This window comes from Sorangium sp. So ce448 (assembly GCF_051520915.1).
Lineage (GTDB): Bacteria > Myxococcota_A > Polyangia > Polyangiales > Polyangiaceae > Sorangium > Sorangium cellulosum_B.
Genome location: NZ_CP150343.1, coordinates 11,634,655 through 11,649,938, shown reverse-complemented (window position 1 = coordinate 11,649,938; position 15,284 = coordinate 11,634,655). Strand labels below are relative to the sequence as shown.

Genomic DNA, 15,284 nt, shown 5'->3' with positions numbered 1-15,284 from the left:
GCGTGTTCGGACCGGCCCCCGCGAAAAGGACGCTCGAGGCTGCGCTGCGCGACGTCGCTTCGCAGAAGCCCGCCGTGCGCGCGGAGGCCGTGAGCGATCTCGTCCCGTATGCCGCGACGGCACGGGAGCAGGTCGTGCGCGCGATCGAGGGCGCGCTCCGCGTCGATGAGCACGCGGCGGTCCGCGCGGCGGCGGCCATCGCCCTGGCCGACACGAAGGCCGTCGAGGCGCTCCCGGCCCTGCTCCTCGCCGTCGAGGACGTGGATCCCTACGTCCGGCAAATGGCGATCACGGCGCTCGGTGAAATCGGCGACGTGCGGGCCACGGGCCGGCTCCGGCGCGCCCTCGCGGACGAGCGGCCCGAGGTGCGGTTCCAGGCGGTGATCGCGTTCCCGCGCGTCTGCGCCCAGCAGGCCGACGCGATCGAGGCCGTCATGCAGGCCACCCACGACGACGACCCGCTCGTCTGCCACATCGCGCTGCGGATGTTCGAGGAGCTGGGGGAGTCCAGCGGCGAGCTGCCTCCGCTGGGCATGGCGCGGGCCCGCGCGCTGCTCGACCACGCGTCCCCGCTCGTCCGGGCAGCGGCGGCGGTCGTCACCGCGCGCTTCGGCGATCCGGTGGGCCACCCCGTGCTCGCCGAGATCGTGGGAGGAAAGCTCCACGAGGTCGATCGCGAGGACGAGGCCGCGGCCATCGAGCTCTGCGGCGAGCTCGGCCTCGCCGCTTCGCGGAGCGCCCTGGAGCGGCGCGCGTTCGGGCTCAGGCTCGGCTTCGGCCGCGATCCGCTGCGCTGGCACGCGCGCGTCGCGCTCGCGCGGATGGGCCACGAGCGGGCCATCCGCGACATCCTCAGCGAGCTAGGCGCGTGGGACCGCCACAAGCGCACGCTCGCCGTCGCGGCCGCCGGTCGCGCCCGCCTCTCGGCCGCCCGCGGCGCGATCGCGGCGATGCGGGGAGACGAGCGGAAGGCCGATCAGGGGGCCGTCGAGGAGGCGCTCGCCGTCCTCGCTGCCGAGGTGGATGCATGAACGATGAAGCCCAGTTCAGCGAGGCGGACCTCGCCCCGAGCCCCGAAGAGCGCGCCGCGTCGCGCCGCTCCCTCATCGATCGCGTGGCCGCGAGCGTGGCCGCGCTCGCGGCGGGGGCCTGGGTCGGCGGCATCGTGGCGCTGGGCGCCTGCGCTGCCCCGTTCGTCTTCCGGCTCGCCCCGGCCCCCTTCTCCGGTGACGCGATGAGCGCGGCGTTCGCGCGCTTCGATCAATTCGCGCTCGGCGCCGCGGTGATCCTCCTCGGCGCGGAGGTGGCGCGCACCTGGGCCGCGTACCGCCAGGGCGCCGGCCGCGCGGCGCGCGTGCGCCGGGTCGTCGCCATGGTGCTGGCCGGGTGCGCCGCGTACGTCGGCCTGGCGCTCACCCCCCGCATCGCGGCGCTCCACCGCGAGGGCGTCCGGCGCGGCGAGGGGGAGCTCGGCATGGAGCTCGAGCGCGTCCATCGCCGCGCCGAGCTCGTGGGCAAGTCGGAGGTGTTCCTCGGCGCGAGCCTGGTCCTCCTGCACGTCTTCACGCTCGGCGCGCGCCGCCCCGAGCAGGACGACGACGACGAAGCGGCCGCCCCGCTGCCGCCCGGCCCGCGGTGAGGACGCCGCGCATCGCGCCCACGACACGGAGGGATCCGATGCCGCGTGACAACAAGCTCTATAGCGGCTTCGTCAACCACGATTACATCCTCACCTTCTCGATCGCCGACGAGGCGAGCCGGTCGCGCCTCGTCGCGCTCTGCGCCGGACCGTGGCAGGGCGACGAGGTCACGCCCGACACGTGGGAAGTGTCCAACACGCTGAGCCCCGATCAGATGGAGCGCGCCATCCTCGATCTGATGGGCGACGCGGACCGCGCCGCTTACTACTACCTCTCGGACAGCAAGCGGATGTTCCGCGTCCTGCTCGGCTGAGCTCGTGCGCGAGCGATGTGAGCCGCTTCGCTCGGGCGCGCCGCGGGGGCGGGACGGGCGTCCCCGCGGGCCGAAGGGGCCGCGAGCGCTGTCATTTCGCGGTATGGTCCGGTCATGAGCGAGCTGGAAGCCACGCCGCCCGGCGCCTCCGCGAGGTCCGCCGCCGACGCCCCTCCACCTCACGCGCCCACGTCCCGACCCGGGGAGGGGGCCGACGAGGGCTTGCTCAGCGTCCTCCGGGACGATGGATCCCTGGATCCCGCGACCGACCCCTGCCTGAGCGACGCGCTGCTGCTGCGCGCGTACCGCGAGATCAAGCGCCTCAGGCTGCTCGACGCGCGCATGCTCCTGCTCCAGCGGCAGGGGCGGGTCGGCTTCTACGGCGCGTGCACCGGCCAGGAGGCGACGCCGATCGCCACGGCGCTCGCGGTCGGGCCCACGGACTGGATCTTCCCCGCGCTGCGCGAGAGCGTGATGATGCTGGTGCGCGGCTTCCCGCTCCGCACCTATGTGGCCCAGGTGTTCGGCAACTCGGGCGACCTCCTCCAGGGGCGCCAGATGCCGTCGCACATGAGCGGGCGGGAGGTGAACCAGGTGTCCTGGTCGAGCTGCATCGGCCCGCAGCTCCCGCAGGCGGTCGGCGCCGCGTGGGCCGCGAAGCTGCGGCGCGACAGCACCGTGGTCGTGGGGTTCATGGGCGACGGCGCGACGAGCGAGCCCGATTTCCACAGCGCGATGAACTTCGCGGCCGTCTTCAAGGCGCCGTGCGTCATGATCTGCCAGAACAACCACTGGGCCATCAGCGTGCCGACGGACCGGCAGACGGCTGCGAGGACGATCGCCATCAAGGGGCGCGCCTACGGCGTCCCGTCGGTGCGGGTCGACGGCAACGACGTCATCGCCGTCTACCGCGCCGTCTCCGAGGCGGTCGCGCGGGCTCGGGGCGGCGGCGGCCCCAGCTTCATCGAGGCGCTCACCTACCGCGTCGGCGCGCACTCCTCGAGCGACGACCCGAGCCGCTACCGGTCGCAGGAGGAGGTCGATCGCTGGACGCAGCGCGACCCGCTGCTGCGCCTCGCGCGCCACCTCGCCGGCCGCGGGCTCCTCGACGACGCCGCGGAGTCCTCCCTCGAGGCGGAGCTCAACGCCGAGATCGCCGCCGCCGTCGCCGAGGTCGAGGCGATGGGCCCGCCTGCCCGAGAGACGCTGTTCGACGACGTCTACGCGGAGCTGCCCTGGCACCTGCGCGACCAGCGCGCTGAGCTCCTGCGCTCCCCGAAAGCGCCGCCGCACGGCGGCGGGCGCTGACCTCGGGGAGGGATTTCCCCTCGCTGCGAGGTCGTGTAAGCCCCGGGCCACCCAGGGACGGCTCGCGGTTGCGGGCGCGGCCTCAGGGCTGTCGGCGAGGGGCTTGCCTGACGAACCCCGGCGCCCCTAGTTCCAGTCTTCGAAGCGCACAAAAGGACAAGGATGAAGACCTACGACGCAATCGTGATCGGAGCCGGCCCCGGCGGTTACCCCTGCGCCATCCGGCTCGCTCAGCTCAAGCTGAAGGTGCTCTGCATCGAGAAGGAGACCGTCGGCGGCGTCTGCCTCAACTGGGGGTGTATCCCCTCCAAGGCGTTGATCTCCGCCGCCCACCTCTACGAGAAGTCGCAGGCCGGCGCCGCGATGGGCATCAAGGTCAGCGGCGTCGAGCTCGACGCCAACAAGATGCAGGACTGGAAAGAAGGCATCGTCAAGAAGCTCACCGGCGGCGTCGGCTCGCTGCTCAAGGGCAACGGCGCCGACGTGGTGAACGGCACCGCCACGGTCGTGGGGCCGAAGCGCGTGGACGTGACCCGGGCGGACGGCTCGGTGGAGCAGTTCGAGGCGACCAAGGCGATCGTGATCGCGACCGGCTCGACGACCATCGAGATCCCGACGTTCAAGTTCGACGGCGACACGATCATCGGCGCGAAGGAGGCGGTCAGCCTGCGCCGCGTCCCGAAGCGGCTGATGGTGATCGGCGGCGGCGTCATCGGCCTCGAGCTCGGCATGGTCTACCAGGCGTTCGGCGCCGAGCTCATCGTCGTCGAGGCGCTGCCGGAGCTGCTCACGGGCGTCGACCCCGATTGCACCAAGATCGTCGAGCGCAAGATCCTGAAGCGCGGCGGCACGATCCACAAGAACGCCAAGGCGCTCGGGTACGAGAAGCAGAAGGACGGCTCGGTCGGGGTGAAGATCCAGTCCGACGGCAAGGAGCAGACGATCGTCGTCGACACCGTGCTCGTCGCCGTCGGCATGCGGCCGAGCAGCAAGGGGCTCGGCCTCGAGAAGGTCGGCGTGACGGTCGATCAGCGCGGGTTCGTCCCCACGGACAAGTTCTGCCGCACCAACGTGCCGTCGATCTACGCCATCGGCGACGTCAGCGGGCCGCCCCTGCTCGCGCACAAGGCGACGAAGGAGGGCGAGATCGCCGCCGAGGTCATCGCGGGGCACAAGGCCGAGAAGGACTGGGTCGCGATCCCGGGCGCGATCTTCACCGATCCGGAGATCGCCACGGTGGGGCTCACCGAGGCCGAGGCGAAGGCGAAGGGCCTCGAGGTCAGCATCGGCAAGTTCCCGTTCTCGGTGCTCGGCAAGGCCATGGCCATGAACGAGACCGAGGGCTTCGTGAAGATCGTCGCCGACAAGAAGACGAAGCAGGTGCTCGGCGTCCACATCGTCGGGCCGGAGGCCAGCACCATGATCAGCGAGGCGTCCCTCTCGCTCGAGATGGCGGCCTTCCTCGAGGATCTCTCGCTCACGATCCACCCCCACCCGACCCTCGGCGAGTCGCTGATGGAAGCCGCCGCCCACGCCATGGGCGCGGCGATCCACATCGCCAATCGCTGACCCGCCCGCTCTCGATCATCACCAGCCTGCGCCGTCGACGAAACCATCGAGTCGACGGCGCGGGCCACCGCCCTCATCAATCGCGCATGAAATGGCACGTGTACCCGGCCGGGTACTTCTCCAGGTACTTCTGGTGGTACTCCTCGGCGCGCGTGAACGGCCCGGCCTCCACGATCTCGGTGACGAGGGGGGCGCGCCACTTGCCGCTCTTGTCGACGCGCGCCTTCACCTCCTCGGCGATGCGGCGCTGCTCGGGCGTCGTGACGAAGATCGCTGAGCGGTACTGCGTCCCGACGTCGTTGCCCTGGCGGTTCCGCGTCGTGGGATCGTGCATTCGGAAGAACCACTTCTCGAGCAGCTCGGCATAGGACAGCTTCGCGGGATCGAAGACGATGCGCACCGACTCGGCGTGGCCCGTCGATCCGGTCTTCACGTCCTGATAGGTCGGCGCCTTCGTCCGGCCGCCGGCATAACCGACCTCCGTCTCGAGGACACCGGGGATCTGCCGGAGGAGCTCTTCCATCCCCCAGAAGCAGCCGCCCGCCAGGACGGCCGTCTCCAGCGTCGTTTGGCACCCAGGCGCCTCCCCCGGCGCCGGCACGGCGCAGGCGTTCGCGCTGGCTTGCTCCCGAGGCGCGCCGCCGCGGCCCTCGAACAGCGCCCGATAGGCGCCGTACCCCTCCGCCTCGAGGCGAGCCAGCGGGATGAACCGGAGAGACGCGGAGTTGATGCAGTAGCGCAGCCCGTCGGGCCCGGGCCCGTCCTCGAAGACGTGCCCGAGGTGCGAGTTGCCGGCCTTGGAGCGCACCTCCGTTCGGACCATCCCGTGGCCCCTGTCCGAGCGCTCCACGACCCGCTCCTGCTCGACGGGGCGCGTGAAGCTCGGCCAGCCGGTGCCCGAGTCGAACTTGTCGAGCGACGTGAAGAGCGGCTCGCCGCTCGCGACATCCACGTAGAGGCCCGCCTCGTGGTTGTCCCAGAAGGCGTTGCGGAACGGCGGCTCGGTCGCGTCGCGCTGGGTGACCTCGTACGCGAGCGGCGTGAGCTGCTTGCGCAGCTCCTCATCCGACGGTTTGCGATAGCTTCTGTCCGACATCGTCACAGCCTCCTTGGACCCCGGAATCACCTTGCTCGCCCTCCCTGCATCGCCAGCGCGAAAGCACGCGAACACGGCGGCGCACGCAATGAGGACGAGCGCGAAGAGAAGACCAGCAGCGCGGAGCCGTTTCATCATCCACCTGGCCTGTCGAGGGTAGCGCACCTAACCCTCCTACGCCCCGCGGCGCCGCTGGTTTCGCCCGGCGAGCGCGGCCCGCGCGGCGCCGGCCTCGGCGCTACGGGCCGCCGCTCTCGAGCGAGGCGTCGCTCTCGCCGGCGCCCCGCTCGAAGCACTCGGCGGGGATCTCGCGCGCGCGGCGGACGAGGCGGGTCGCCCCGATGAACGCCGACGTGACCGGATCGTAGTAGCCGCTCGCCCCGTGCAGGCCCGGGACCGCGCGCTGGTAGTGGCGCGCGACCCGCTCCATGAGCGCCTCGCGGACGTACTTGCCCACCATCGACGCCATCGCGACGCAGAGATCCGAGGCGTCGCTATCGCGGACGAACGCGATCTCGCCGAGGCCAGGGAAGCGGTAGGCGCTGCGGGCGCGGCCCTCCTCGAGCACGGCGTGCATCCTCCCTGCGAGCGGGCCGAACACGGAGCCGTACTTGCCGAAACCACCGACCTTTCCGCACACCGCGAAGACCTCCGCGCCGGCGAGGCCGCGGAGCTCCAGGACGAGGCGCTCCATCGCGTGGAGATCGAGGACGAACCTGTTCTTCCCGGCGCGCGCCCCGTCGTTCATCCGCTTCGCGCAGAGCAGCACCGAGCGCACGGCGACGATCTCGACCCCCTTCTCCGAGAGCTTGTCGAGGTCCTTGCCGATCGCGCAGACCATCTCGTCGGGCGCGGTGAACGCCTCGCCCTCCGCCGACCAGCACTGCTCCTCGACGTGGCCCGGGCAGAGCGCGCGGAGCGCGGGGCGATCGTCGAGCGCGACGGCGTGGAGCAGCTCGTCCACCGACGACGCGCCGCTGGCCGTCCCCGCTCGGCCGCAGCCGCGCGCGACCAGCGCGCGAGCCCAGGCCTCGCCGAGCGAGACATCCCCGTGCGCCACGAGCTGCTTCGAGTCGCCGAGCCGCTGGGCGAGGGCGCCGCGAGGGGCGCGGCCGGCGACCTGCCAGCCCGCCTCCGTGACGCGCGTGAGGACCGCCGTCACCACCATCGGACCGAGCCGCGGGCCCAGCCCGTTCTCATCGACGCCGATGCGGTAGCGGACGGAGGGCTCGGCGGACGTCATGCCGGCCCCTCTGCCACACCATGGCGCCCGCGTCACCGCGCGGCTCTCCGCCAGGCCGCCCGCCGTCCGGCTCGGGATCACTTGCCGGTTCGGTCGCAAAATTCTCAAACTTTCTCGAGCTCATGCGCGATCCACGCGCGCCGCGCGCACCTTTTCCCCGGCTCTCGCCGGGGGCGCCGCTATAGTCGACGCCTCATGCGCATCCTCCCCGTGCCCTGCCTCAGCGACAACTACGCGTACCTCGTGGCCGCGGACGGGCGGCGCGAGGCGATCGTCATCGATCCATCGGAGGCCCAGCCGATCATCGCGGCGCTCGAGCGCGAGAAGCTCAGTCTGGTCGCCATCGTCAACACGCACCACCACCACGATCACGTCGGCGGCAACGAGGCGCTCCGCGAGCGTTACGGCGATCTCCCGGTCTATGCGCACTCGAGCGACGTCGGGCGCGTTCCCGCGCAGACGGAGCGGGTCGAGGAGGGCACGCCGGTCCAGGTCGCCGGCCTCACGCTCCAGCCGTTGCATGTCCCCGGCCACACGCTCGGTGCCGTCTCGTATTGCGTCGAGGACGTTGTGTTCACCGGAGACACGCTCTTCATCGCCGGATGTGGCCGCATGTTCGAGGGGACGCCGGAGGTGATGCACGCCTCGCTCTCCAAGCTCGCCGCGCTCCCGGCGCACACGCGCGTCTTCTGCGGTCACGAGTACACCGTGAACAACCTGCGTTTCGCCGAGGCGGTCGAGCCCGAGAACGAGGCTGTCCGCAAGAAGCTCGCGGCCGCCCGCGCGGCGCGGGAGCGCGGCGAGCCCACGGTCGGGAGCACGATGGCCGACGAGCTCGCGACGAACCCGTTCCTGCGCTGCGGCGAGCCGCGTTTGCAGGCGCGCTTCCCGGGGGCCACGCCGTCCGACGTGTTCGCCGCCGTGCGTCGCGCGAAGGACGATTACCGCTGACTTTCGGCGTCGCGCGCGGCCGTATTCCGCTCGCGCCCGCCGTCCGATTTCTATACGACTAGGCCCATGGACTCCCGCGCTCCCATCTTCGGGTTCAACGACGCGCGCGACGAGATCGTGCGCACCGTGGTCGACCGGGTCGTCGGCTCCACGAGGGATCCGCTGCTCGCCATGAACGAGGCGGCGTATCAGGAGGCGAAGCGGCTCGAGGGGTCCCGGAAGCCGCAGGACGTCCGCGAGCTCGCCGAGTGGCAGCGGCTCGCCCGCTCGCTCGGCCGCATGCACGACGCCGAGCGCCGCCGCCGCCTGCGGGAGCTCTCGGAGGAGTACGCGTGGGACATCGCGGGGAACTTCGACCGGCGCGTCTACCAGCTGTCGTCGCGGCTCCTGCCGCCGGTCGTCAGCGCCCTGCTCGCGCCGCGCAAGCTCATGACCGTGGTCCGCGACCCGCTCAAGCTCGTCAGCCTCGAGCTCCTGGCCGACCGGGTGCTCGTGGAGGGCCCGCTCGCGAAGCTCCGCTCGCTCGTGCAGCGCGGCACGGCCGTCTACGTCCCGACCCATATGTCGAACATGGACTCGATCGTGTTCGGCTACGCCCTCGAGCGCGCCGGCCTGCCGCCCGCCACGTACGGCGCCGGCAAGAACCTGTTCACGAACCCGGTCCTCTCGTTCTTCATGCACAACCTCGGCGCCTACCGCGTCGACCGGCGCATCCGGCACAACCTCTACAAGGACGTGCTGAAGACGTACTCGGGCGTGCTCCTGGAGCGCGGCTACCACTCGCTGTTCTTCCCGGGCGGCACGCGGTCCCGCTCGGGCGGCGTGGAGCGGAAGCTCAAGCTGGGCCTGGTCGGCAGCGCGTTCGAGGCCTACACGCGGACGCTGCAGAGCGGCCGCGAGCGCCGCGTCTTCTTCGTCCCGGCCACGATCAACTACCTCATCACGCTCGAGGCCGAGACGCTGATCGCCGATTTCCTCTCCGAGGCCGGCAAGGGCCGCTTCATCATCGAGGACGACGAGTCGAGCCGCATCGGCCGGATCGCCTCGTTCCTGCGCAAGCTCCTCGCGATGAACGCCGCGGTGGTCATCCGCTTCTCCGAGCCGCTCGATCCGTTCGGCAACCGGGTCGACGAGCTCGGCCGCTCGTTCGACGCCCGCGGTCGCGAGGTCGATCCGGCGAGCTACGTGAAGGATCAGGGCGGCAAGGCGGTCATCGACGCGGCGCGCGACGCCCAGTACGCGCGCGAGCTCGGCGAGGAGATCTGCCGGGCGTACGCGCGCGACACGGTCGTGATGGCGACGCACGTCGTCGCGGCGGCGAGCTTCGCCCGGCTCCGCAGCCAGGCGCCCGCCGCGGATCTCTTCACGGTGCTCCGGCAGCGCGACGTGCTCACGGTGCCGCGCGATGACCTCGCGGCCGACGTGGTGGCGCTCTGCGATCGGCTGCGCGCGCTGGAGCAGCGGGGGTGCATCGTGCTGGGGGAGGACGTCCGGCTCGGCTCGGGCGGGGACATCGTCGAGCGCGCGCTGCGCTCCTTCGCGGGCTACCACTCGTCGCCGGTGCTCGACTCGCGGCCCGACGGCATCGCGATCTGCGACACCAACCTGCTCTTTTACTACCAGAACCGCCTCGCGGCCCACGGGGTGGCGTGGGACGTCATCGCGCCCCCCGGCGTCCCTTCCGGCCTGCAGGTCCAGCCGCCGCTCCCGCCGCTCGAGCCCGTCTCGTCGCCGCCGCCCTTGGAGGAGCCTCGGGGCTCGGCCTCGTCCGCTTCGTCGTCGTCGTCCCGCGCGGGCGAGGCGGACGCGCATGTGGGCTCGATGAACGGCGCCGGGGGTGGCCAGTGAGCGCCCCGGGGAGCGCGCTTCCGGCGCCTTCGGTGGGGGTCATCGGCGGCGGTTTCTGGGGCGTGGCGCTGGCGCTCGCGGCCAGCCGCACCGGCGCGGAGGTCCTCCTGTACTCCCGCCGCGAGCAGCCGCAGATCAAAGGCGGCCCGCGGATCGTGCGGGACCACGCGGAGGTCGCCCGGGCGCGGCTGCTCGTGATCGCGGTGCCGTCGAACGCGGCCCGGACGGCGCTGCGCTCGCTCGGCGATCACATGGACGGCTCGCACCTCGTGATCCACGGCGTGCGCGGCCTCGAGGGGGAGGCGCTGAAGACCGTCTCGGACCTGGTGCGCGAGGAGACCCCGGCGCGCCGGGTGGGCGCGCTGGGCGGCCCCGTGCAGGAGGACGAGCTCCGGGAGGGCCGCCCCTCGGCGATGGTGTGCGGCTCGCGCTTCCCGGAGGTCCACGCCGCGGTGACCGCGGCGTTCCAGTCCGAGGCGCTCCACGTCTACACGACGCCGGATCTCCAGGGCCTGGAGTGGGCGTCGGCGCTGGTCGGCTGCCTCGCCGTCGGCGTCGGCTTCGCCGAGCAGGCGGGCGCCGGGCCGGGGTTGCTCGCCGCGCTGATCTCGAGGGCGGTCGACAGCGCGGCCCGCGTCGCCGCCGCGGCGGGCGCGGAGGAGCGGACGATGCTGGGGCTCGGCGGTTACGGCGACCTGCTCGCCTCGATCCGGCTCGAGGGCCGCCCCGAGGTGGTGCTCGGCAAGGCGCTCGCGCGCGGGCGGACGCTCGACGAGGCGGTCGCGGAGGCCAGGCTGCGGGTGGAGGCGATCCCGCTGATCCCGCGCGTCGTAGCGTTCGCGAAGGCGCGGAAGGTGGATGCGGGGGTGTTCGAGGCGCTCGAGGCGACCCTGAAGGGCGGCGCGCCGAGGGCGGTGCTCGATCGGATGTTCGCGGCGTGAAGCAGGGCGGCGGCAGCGCGCTCACTCGTTCGCGAGCGCGAGGACGGCCTGGGCCACGCCGGTGACGACCTTTGCAGCGCGCGTGTAGTCGAGCGTATCCGGCGTGTCCTTGTCGGTGTGGTAACGCCGGTTGCGCAGAAATGCTGTGTCCGTGATCATGACCGCTGGATAACCGGCTTCCCAGTAGCTCCGGTGGTCGGACCAGTCCACGCCCTGAACGAGCGCCGGAGCGCTCAGGGAATAGGCGGGCAGATCGGTCGCGCCGCGCATCGCCCCCTTGACGGTGCGAACGAGCGAGAGCCCCTCCAGGTTGCCGATCACGGCCACGAAGTTCCCCTTCGTGGGATAGAGCATGGAGAGCGGCGCCAGCGGGAACGCCTGACTGCCTTCTTCGTCGGTGAAATACCCGATCATCTCCAGGCTGATCATCGCCCGGACCTTCACGCCTGCTGCTTGCATTGAATTCGCGTGATGGGCGCTGCCCATGTGCGCAGACCGAAAATAGGGCGGCTCCTCCAGCGTGAACGCCACGAGCTCGACGTCGCCGCGGAGGGGCGCGCGGCCGAGCATCCGCCCCAGCTCGAGCAGCCCGGCCACGCCGCTCGCGTTGTCGTCGGCGCCGGGCAAGTCGTCCGCCGCGTCGTAGTGGGCGCCGACCACGACGCGCGTCGACGAGTCCGGGCCGAACCGCGCGAGCACATTGCGGTACGTCCGTCCCTCGACATCGTAGAGCTGCTCGGTCACGCGTCCTCCGGCGGCGCTGAGCTCGTCGCGCAGGTACGCCGCGGCTCGGTCCAGCTGCGCGATCTGCCGGTGGCCCCGCGGGCGGAACTCCTCCACGAGCATCCGGACGTCGCGCTCCATGCGAGCGGGGTCCGCGGAGAGCGCCGGAGCGGGCGGCGGGAGCGCCGCCACGAGCGGCTGGCTGACGCAGGCTCCGATGGCCGCGAGGCCGGAGAGGAGCAGCGCCGCGGCCGCCGCCGCCCACCGGCCGTGGCGGGGGCGAAGCCTTGTGATCGCGCGAGCGTCCTCCAGGGTCGTGGCTGCGCTCGTGGTCATCGAGAGGGCAGGACATCTGGAGGAGGTGCTCTGTTCCTGGCGCGGGCAGGAATCGACGGGCGACCCTCCGAGCGGGCTGCCCGCGATGAGAGACGGCCGCCCGCGATGAGCACGCCGCAGCCGTCCTTGGGCGCAGCGTCGCAGGGATCGCGCCGCGGGCGAGCTCGCCGGGGCCTGCGGGCGCCGGCGAGCTCGGCGCCGAGCCGCGCGTCGCGGCCGGCCGCGCTGTCAGCTGCCGCCGTCTCGCTGGCTCGCGTTGATCGCCCCCGGAGCGGCCGGCAGGTCGGCGCTGTCGCAGCAGCGGAATCCCGTGGAGTAGTCGTGATAGGTCGGCTCGTGGGCGATGGTCGTGAAGTAGCAGCCGGGGCCGAGCTCGCTTGTCGTGCTGAAGAAGCCGCCCATGAACACGCCGTTGCCCTCGTGCCACGGCTGATCCCGGCGCTCGACGCCTTCGGTGCTCATCCGCATGACGAGCTCGCCATCGACCATGTCGCCGACCCACTCGTGCAGGTTCCCGACCATGTCGTGGACGCCGAGCTCGCTGGCGCAGCCGGCGTGTTCGCCGCTCCTCGCCAGGAAGCCTGGTTTCTGGTCGAGGTCGGGGCTGTTGAAGTGTCGTTCGTAGCTCCACCCGCCCGGCGGGTGCTCGCCGAAGACCTCCCTCAGGAGGTGGGGTTTGCCGGTGTTGCACCGCCCGCGCTCGCCGCGCGGGCCGTAGGGGTAGCGGTGGGCGCCGTTGCCGCGGCAGGCGCGCTGCCATTCCCGCCGCGTGCAGAGGCGCTTGCCGGCGGCGACGCAGGCGGCCTTGGCCTCGACGCGGCTGATGTACGCCTGCGGAAAGACGCTGGCCGCGCTGCGGGCGAGGTACCGGACGCCCGGCTCGGGGCGCTTGAAGTGCGGGTGGACGGCGAGTTCTCCGCCGGCGTCGACGACAAGGTGCGCCTCGTAGTGATCGATGCAGAAGCCGGCGACGAGGGCCATGTCGGCGGGGCAGGGGCCGGGCGGCGGGGCGGGAGCGGCGGGTTGCGGGACGCCGGTCGAGCCGAGCGGGGGCGCCTCTGTGGGGAGGGCGCTCGGGCTGATGGTGATCTGCGCGGGCTCGGGGGCTGCGCTGCCCGAGATGGTTGCGCCGGCGTACGCGCTGCCGGCGGATGCTGGCGCCGTGAGCGCGGAAGCCGCGGCGGGAGCCGTCCCCTTAACGGCATCCGGCATGGCGGGGGCGCCGGCGGCGTCCGCTTTCTTCGCGGGGCTGGCCCCGCCGTCGTTCGGAACGGAGCACGCGGTGAGCCCTACCAGTGCGGCGAGCAAGGCGGAGCCTGCGGGACGTGACGGGCGGTGTCGGGGCGACGCGGCTCTCTTCGACAGGCGAGCCCGGAGGCGATCGCTGGGCGGCGCAGAAGGCACGAGGCGGAGTGTACACGCGTCCCGCGCGGCGGCGTGAGATCGCGGTGCGCCCTTCCCTCTTGCCGCCAGCGCGGCCGCGTCGCTCCCGTGGGCTCGCGTCATGGTAACTGAGGTCACGCGGAAGGCAGGAGCGAAGCGTCGAAGTCAAGGAGGCTGTCGCGCTCGATCGGCGGAGCGGTGGTCTCGTCTCGACGCAATGGTCCGCGAGGAGCATTGACGCTGACGTTCCGCGGTTCTCGCACTACGATGGCGCGTATGAGAATGCGCACATCGCTCCGATGGCTCGCTGGTATCGGCATCATGGTCGTATCCGGCTGTGGGCTGGTGCTTGGCCTCGACGACTTCCAGGACGCTGCGCCTGCCGACGGCACGACGGCGACGGGGACAGGCGGAGGCTCCGCGTGCGAGCCCGCGCACGTGATCGAGTGCTACTCCGGGCCCCCCGGGACGAAGGGCGCCGGGATCTGCGAGGCCGGGACGCAGGCGTGCAAGCGGGACGGCTCCGGATACGAGGGGTGCGAGGGAGAGGTGACGCCGGCGGTGGAGACGTGCGCGAGCACGGACGACGAGGACTGCGACGGGAAGGATTGTGTCAGGTGGGCGAGGCTCATCGGCGGCACAGAGCAAGAGACGGTGAGCCAGATCGCGGTGGACTCAGCGGGCAACGTCTATGTTGCGGGCAACTTCGAGGGAGCGATTTCGTTTGGGAATGACGTGCTCATCGCTTCCGCGGGCACTGACGCATTTCTAGTAAAAATGTCCCCTTTGGGAGAGTACGTTTGGAGTCGGCAGTTGGGGGATGTAAACAGTGAGACGTTGTTCTCGATAGCGGTTAGTCCCCAGGGCGAAATCATTGCTGCGAGCCTGGAGATCGATATCGGTTCTGAGTCGACGAGTCTGATGTTGCATAAATACGACACGGATGGCCGGTCGCTATGGCGGAAGTCGCTGGGCGGAAAGCTATGTGGTATCGTGCCGAGTGTCGTGCGGGGGATGGTGTTTCTGCCGGATGGGGACGTGTTGCTCGCCGGCAGTTATTGCGGGGCGATGCGGTTCGATGATGCTCACGTTGTTTTTAATGAGACCGAGTTGGTGGATGTATTTGTTGCCAAGCTGAGGTCTTCTGATGGTACTGTCGATGATGAGAACGGCTGGGTTCGGGTTTGGGGTGGCGAGGACCAACAGGCTGTCGCAGACGTGGTGGTCGATGCCGCTGGCAACATCATCCTTATGGGGACGTTTTATGGCGAGTTGGTTTTGGGCGACCTTTCATACGCGTCCGCAGGTGGTTCGGATGTGTTTCTGGTGAAGCTGACGAGCCGTGGCCTCATCAGCTGGGCGAGGACCATGGGAGGCCCAGAAAACGAGGTGCCCTGGTCGATCGCTGTAGATAGGCTGGGTGGCCCGGTGGTCGCGGTAGGGTTCCGGGGGGCGGTTGATTTTGGCGGTGGAGAGGTCATGGCGAATGAGCATGCGAACGCCGTGCTGAAGTATACGACGTCGAATGACTATGAGTGGGGCCGAATATTTGAGAGGCCCATGAGTGTTGGCGCGCTTTCGGCCGAGTCTGCGAGTGGTGTGTTGATTGTTGGCGGCTTGGCCGGAAGTGTTGATTTGGATGGCGAGCTGCTTCGCGCGAAGTCGGACTTCGATCTGATGTTCGTCAAGTTGGGGCCCCAGGGGGATCCTCTCTGGACCAGGACCTTTGGCTTGATGGATGAGGATGGGGCGAGCGTGAGCTCGATCGCGCTCAGTGACTCTGGAGATCTTCTGGTCGCCGGCAAGGCGCAGGGGAGGGTGGATTTCGGTGCCGGAGTGATGACCCCGCTGGGCGACGGGGATATCTTCATCGCAAGCTTCAGCCCGTGAAGCGCCTGAGGGCGCTCCGGTTGTGCTTGGCGGTAGCGGGCTG

At 70.9% G+C, this 15,284-nt stretch carries 14 protein-coding genes; 9 read left to right on the top strand and 5 right to left on the bottom strand.

What is annotated here, in order from left to right; genetic code table 11:
• The first annotated feature begins 2 nt into the window (after positions 1-2).
• From WMF45_RS44095 to lpdA, 5 genes are all read left to right on the top strand, one after another.
• Positions 3-1,031: a HEAT repeat domain-containing protein gene (locus tag WMF45_RS44095; protein ID WP_437712646.1), complete on the top strand. Its 1,029-nt coding sequence runs from the start codon at positions 3-5 to the stop codon at positions 1,029-1,031.
• A complete protein-coding gene (locus WMF45_RS44090; protein WP_437712644.1) occupies positions 1,028-1,639 on the top strand; it encodes a DUF4149 domain-containing protein in 612 nt (203 codons plus the stop codon). The genes WMF45_RS44095 and WMF45_RS44090 overlap by 4 nt, the downstream gene beginning before the upstream one ends.
• 38 nt (positions 1,640-1,677) lie before the next feature.
• Positions 1,678-1,953: a hypothetical protein gene (locus WMF45_RS44085; protein ID WP_437295821.1), complete on the top strand. Its 276-nt coding sequence runs from the start codon at positions 1,678-1,680 to the stop codon at positions 1,951-1,953.
• Between the two features lie 114 nt (positions 1,954-2,067).
• Entirely contained in the window at positions 2,068-3,261 is a 1,194-nt protein-coding gene (locus WMF45_RS44080) for a thiamine pyrophosphate-dependent dehydrogenase E1 component subunit alpha (protein WP_437712642.1), read from the top strand.
• A gap of 162 nt (positions 3,262-3,423) precedes the next feature.
• Entirely contained in the window at positions 3,424-4,830 is a 1,407-nt protein-coding gene (gene lpdA / locus WMF45_RS44075; protein WP_437712640.1) for a dihydrolipoyl dehydrogenase, read from the top strand.
• Positions 4,831-4,906: 76 nt separating this feature from the next.
• Here lpdA and WMF45_RS44070 read toward each other — a convergent pair whose 3' ends face one another.
• On the bottom strand, positions 4,907-6,061 hold the full coding sequence (locus WMF45_RS44070; protein ID WP_437719642.1) for a bifunctional methionine sulfoxide reductase B/A protein: 1,155 nt from the start codon (positions 6,059-6,061) through the stop codon (positions 4,907-4,909).
• A 103-nt stretch (positions 6,062-6,164) separates the two neighbouring features.
• Positions 6,165-7,169, bottom strand: coding sequence for a hypothetical protein (locus WMF45_RS44065; protein WP_437712638.1), 1,005 nt, complete (start codon positions 7,167-7,169; stop codon positions 6,165-6,167).
• A 195-nt stretch (positions 7,170-7,364) separates the two neighbouring features.
• Between WMF45_RS44065 and gloB the strand changes: the two genes are divergently transcribed.
• The 3 genes from gloB to WMF45_RS44050 all read left to right on the top strand — a co-directional run bounded on the left by gloB (position 7,365) and on the right by WMF45_RS44050 (position 10,909).
• Positions 7,365-8,120, top strand: a complete 756-nt coding sequence (gene gloB / locus WMF45_RS44060; protein ID WP_437712636.1) for a hydroxyacylglutathione hydrolase — start codon at positions 7,365-7,367, stop codon at positions 8,118-8,120.
• 66 nt (positions 8,121-8,186) lie between these two features.
• Complete coding sequence (locus tag WMF45_RS44055) at positions 8,187-9,968, top strand: 1-acyl-sn-glycerol-3-phosphate acyltransferase (RefSeq protein ID WP_437712634.1); 1,782 nt, start codon at positions 8,187-8,189, stop codon at positions 9,966-9,968.
• A complete protein-coding gene (locus WMF45_RS44050) occupies positions 9,965-10,909 on the top strand; it encodes an NAD(P)-binding domain-containing protein (RefSeq protein ID WP_437712633.1) in 945 nt (314 codons plus the stop codon). The genes WMF45_RS44055 and WMF45_RS44050 overlap by 4 nt, the downstream gene beginning before the upstream one ends.
• Positions 10,910-10,930: 21 nt before the next feature.
• On the opposite strand, the gene WMF45_RS44045 is transcribed toward WMF45_RS44050, so the two are convergent.
• The 3 genes from WMF45_RS44045 to WMF45_RS44035 form a co-directional block, all read right to left on the bottom strand.
• On the bottom strand, positions 10,931-11,968 hold the full coding sequence (locus WMF45_RS44045) for a M28 family peptidase (RefSeq protein WP_437712631.1): 1,038 nt from the start codon (positions 11,966-11,968) through the stop codon (positions 10,931-10,933).
• Between the two features lie 228 nt (positions 11,969-12,196).
• Positions 12,197-13,180, bottom strand: coding sequence for an SUMF1/EgtB/PvdO family nonheme iron enzyme (locus tag WMF45_RS44040; protein ID WP_437712629.1), 984 nt, complete (start codon positions 13,178-13,180; stop codon positions 12,197-12,199).
• Positions 13,181-13,800: 620 nt separating this feature from the next.
• Positions 13,801-13,983: a hypothetical protein gene (locus WMF45_RS44035; protein ID WP_437712628.1), complete on the bottom strand. Its 183-nt coding sequence runs from the start codon at positions 13,981-13,983 to the stop codon at positions 13,801-13,803.
• A gap of 22 nt (positions 13,984-14,005) precedes the next feature.
• Between WMF45_RS44035 and WMF45_RS44030 the strand changes: the two genes are divergently transcribed.
• On the top strand, positions 14,006-15,241 hold the full coding sequence (locus WMF45_RS44030) for an outer membrane protein assembly factor BamB family protein (protein WP_437712626.1): 1,236 nt from the start codon (positions 14,006-14,008) through the stop codon (positions 15,239-15,241).
• The last annotated feature ends 43 nt before the right edge of the window (positions 15,242-15,284 follow it).

Excerpts from the sequence above, each read along its gene's own strand:
- WMF45_RS44040 (WP_437712629.1), bottom strand. The coding sequence starts at position 13,180 with ATGCCGGATGCCGTTAAGGGGACGGCTCCCGCCGCGGCTTCCGCGCTC.
- lpdA (WP_437712640.1), top strand. The coding sequence starts at position 3,424 with ATGAAGACCTACGACGCAATCGTGATCGGAGCCGGCCCCGGCGGTTAC.
- WMF45_RS44070 (WP_437719642.1), bottom strand. The coding sequence starts at position 6,061 with ATGAAACGGCTCCGCGCTGCTGGTCTTCTCTTCGCGCTCGTCCTCATT.
- WMF45_RS44035 (WP_437712628.1), bottom strand. The coding sequence starts at position 13,983 with ATGAGCCTCGCCCACCTGACACAATCCTTCCCGTCGCAGTCCTCGTCG.
- gloB (WP_437712636.1), top strand. The coding sequence starts at position 7,365 with ATGCGCATCCTCCCCGTGCCCTGCCTCAGCGACAACTACGCGTACCTC.
- WMF45_RS44055 (WP_437712634.1), top strand. The coding sequence starts at position 8,187 with ATGGACTCCCGCGCTCCCATCTTCGGGTTCAACGACGCGCGCGACGAG.
- WMF45_RS44065 (WP_437712638.1), bottom strand. The coding sequence starts at position 7,169 with ATGACGTCCGCCGAGCCCTCCGTCCGCTACCGCATCGGCGTCGATGAG.
- WMF45_RS44085 (WP_437295821.1), top strand. The coding sequence starts at position 1,678 with ATGCCGCGTGACAACAAGCTCTATAGCGGCTTCGTCAACCACGATTAC.
- WMF45_RS44080 (WP_437712642.1), top strand. The coding sequence starts at position 2,068 with ATGAGCGAGCTGGAAGCCACGCCGCCCGGCGCCTCCGCGAGGTCCGCC.
- WMF45_RS44090 (WP_437712644.1), top strand. The coding sequence starts at position 1,028 with ATGAACGATGAAGCCCAGTTCAGCGAGGCGGACCTCGCCCCGAGCCCC.
- WMF45_RS44045 (WP_437712631.1), bottom strand. The coding sequence starts at position 11,968 with ATGACCACGAGCGCAGCCACGACCCTGGAGGACGCTCGCGCGATCACA.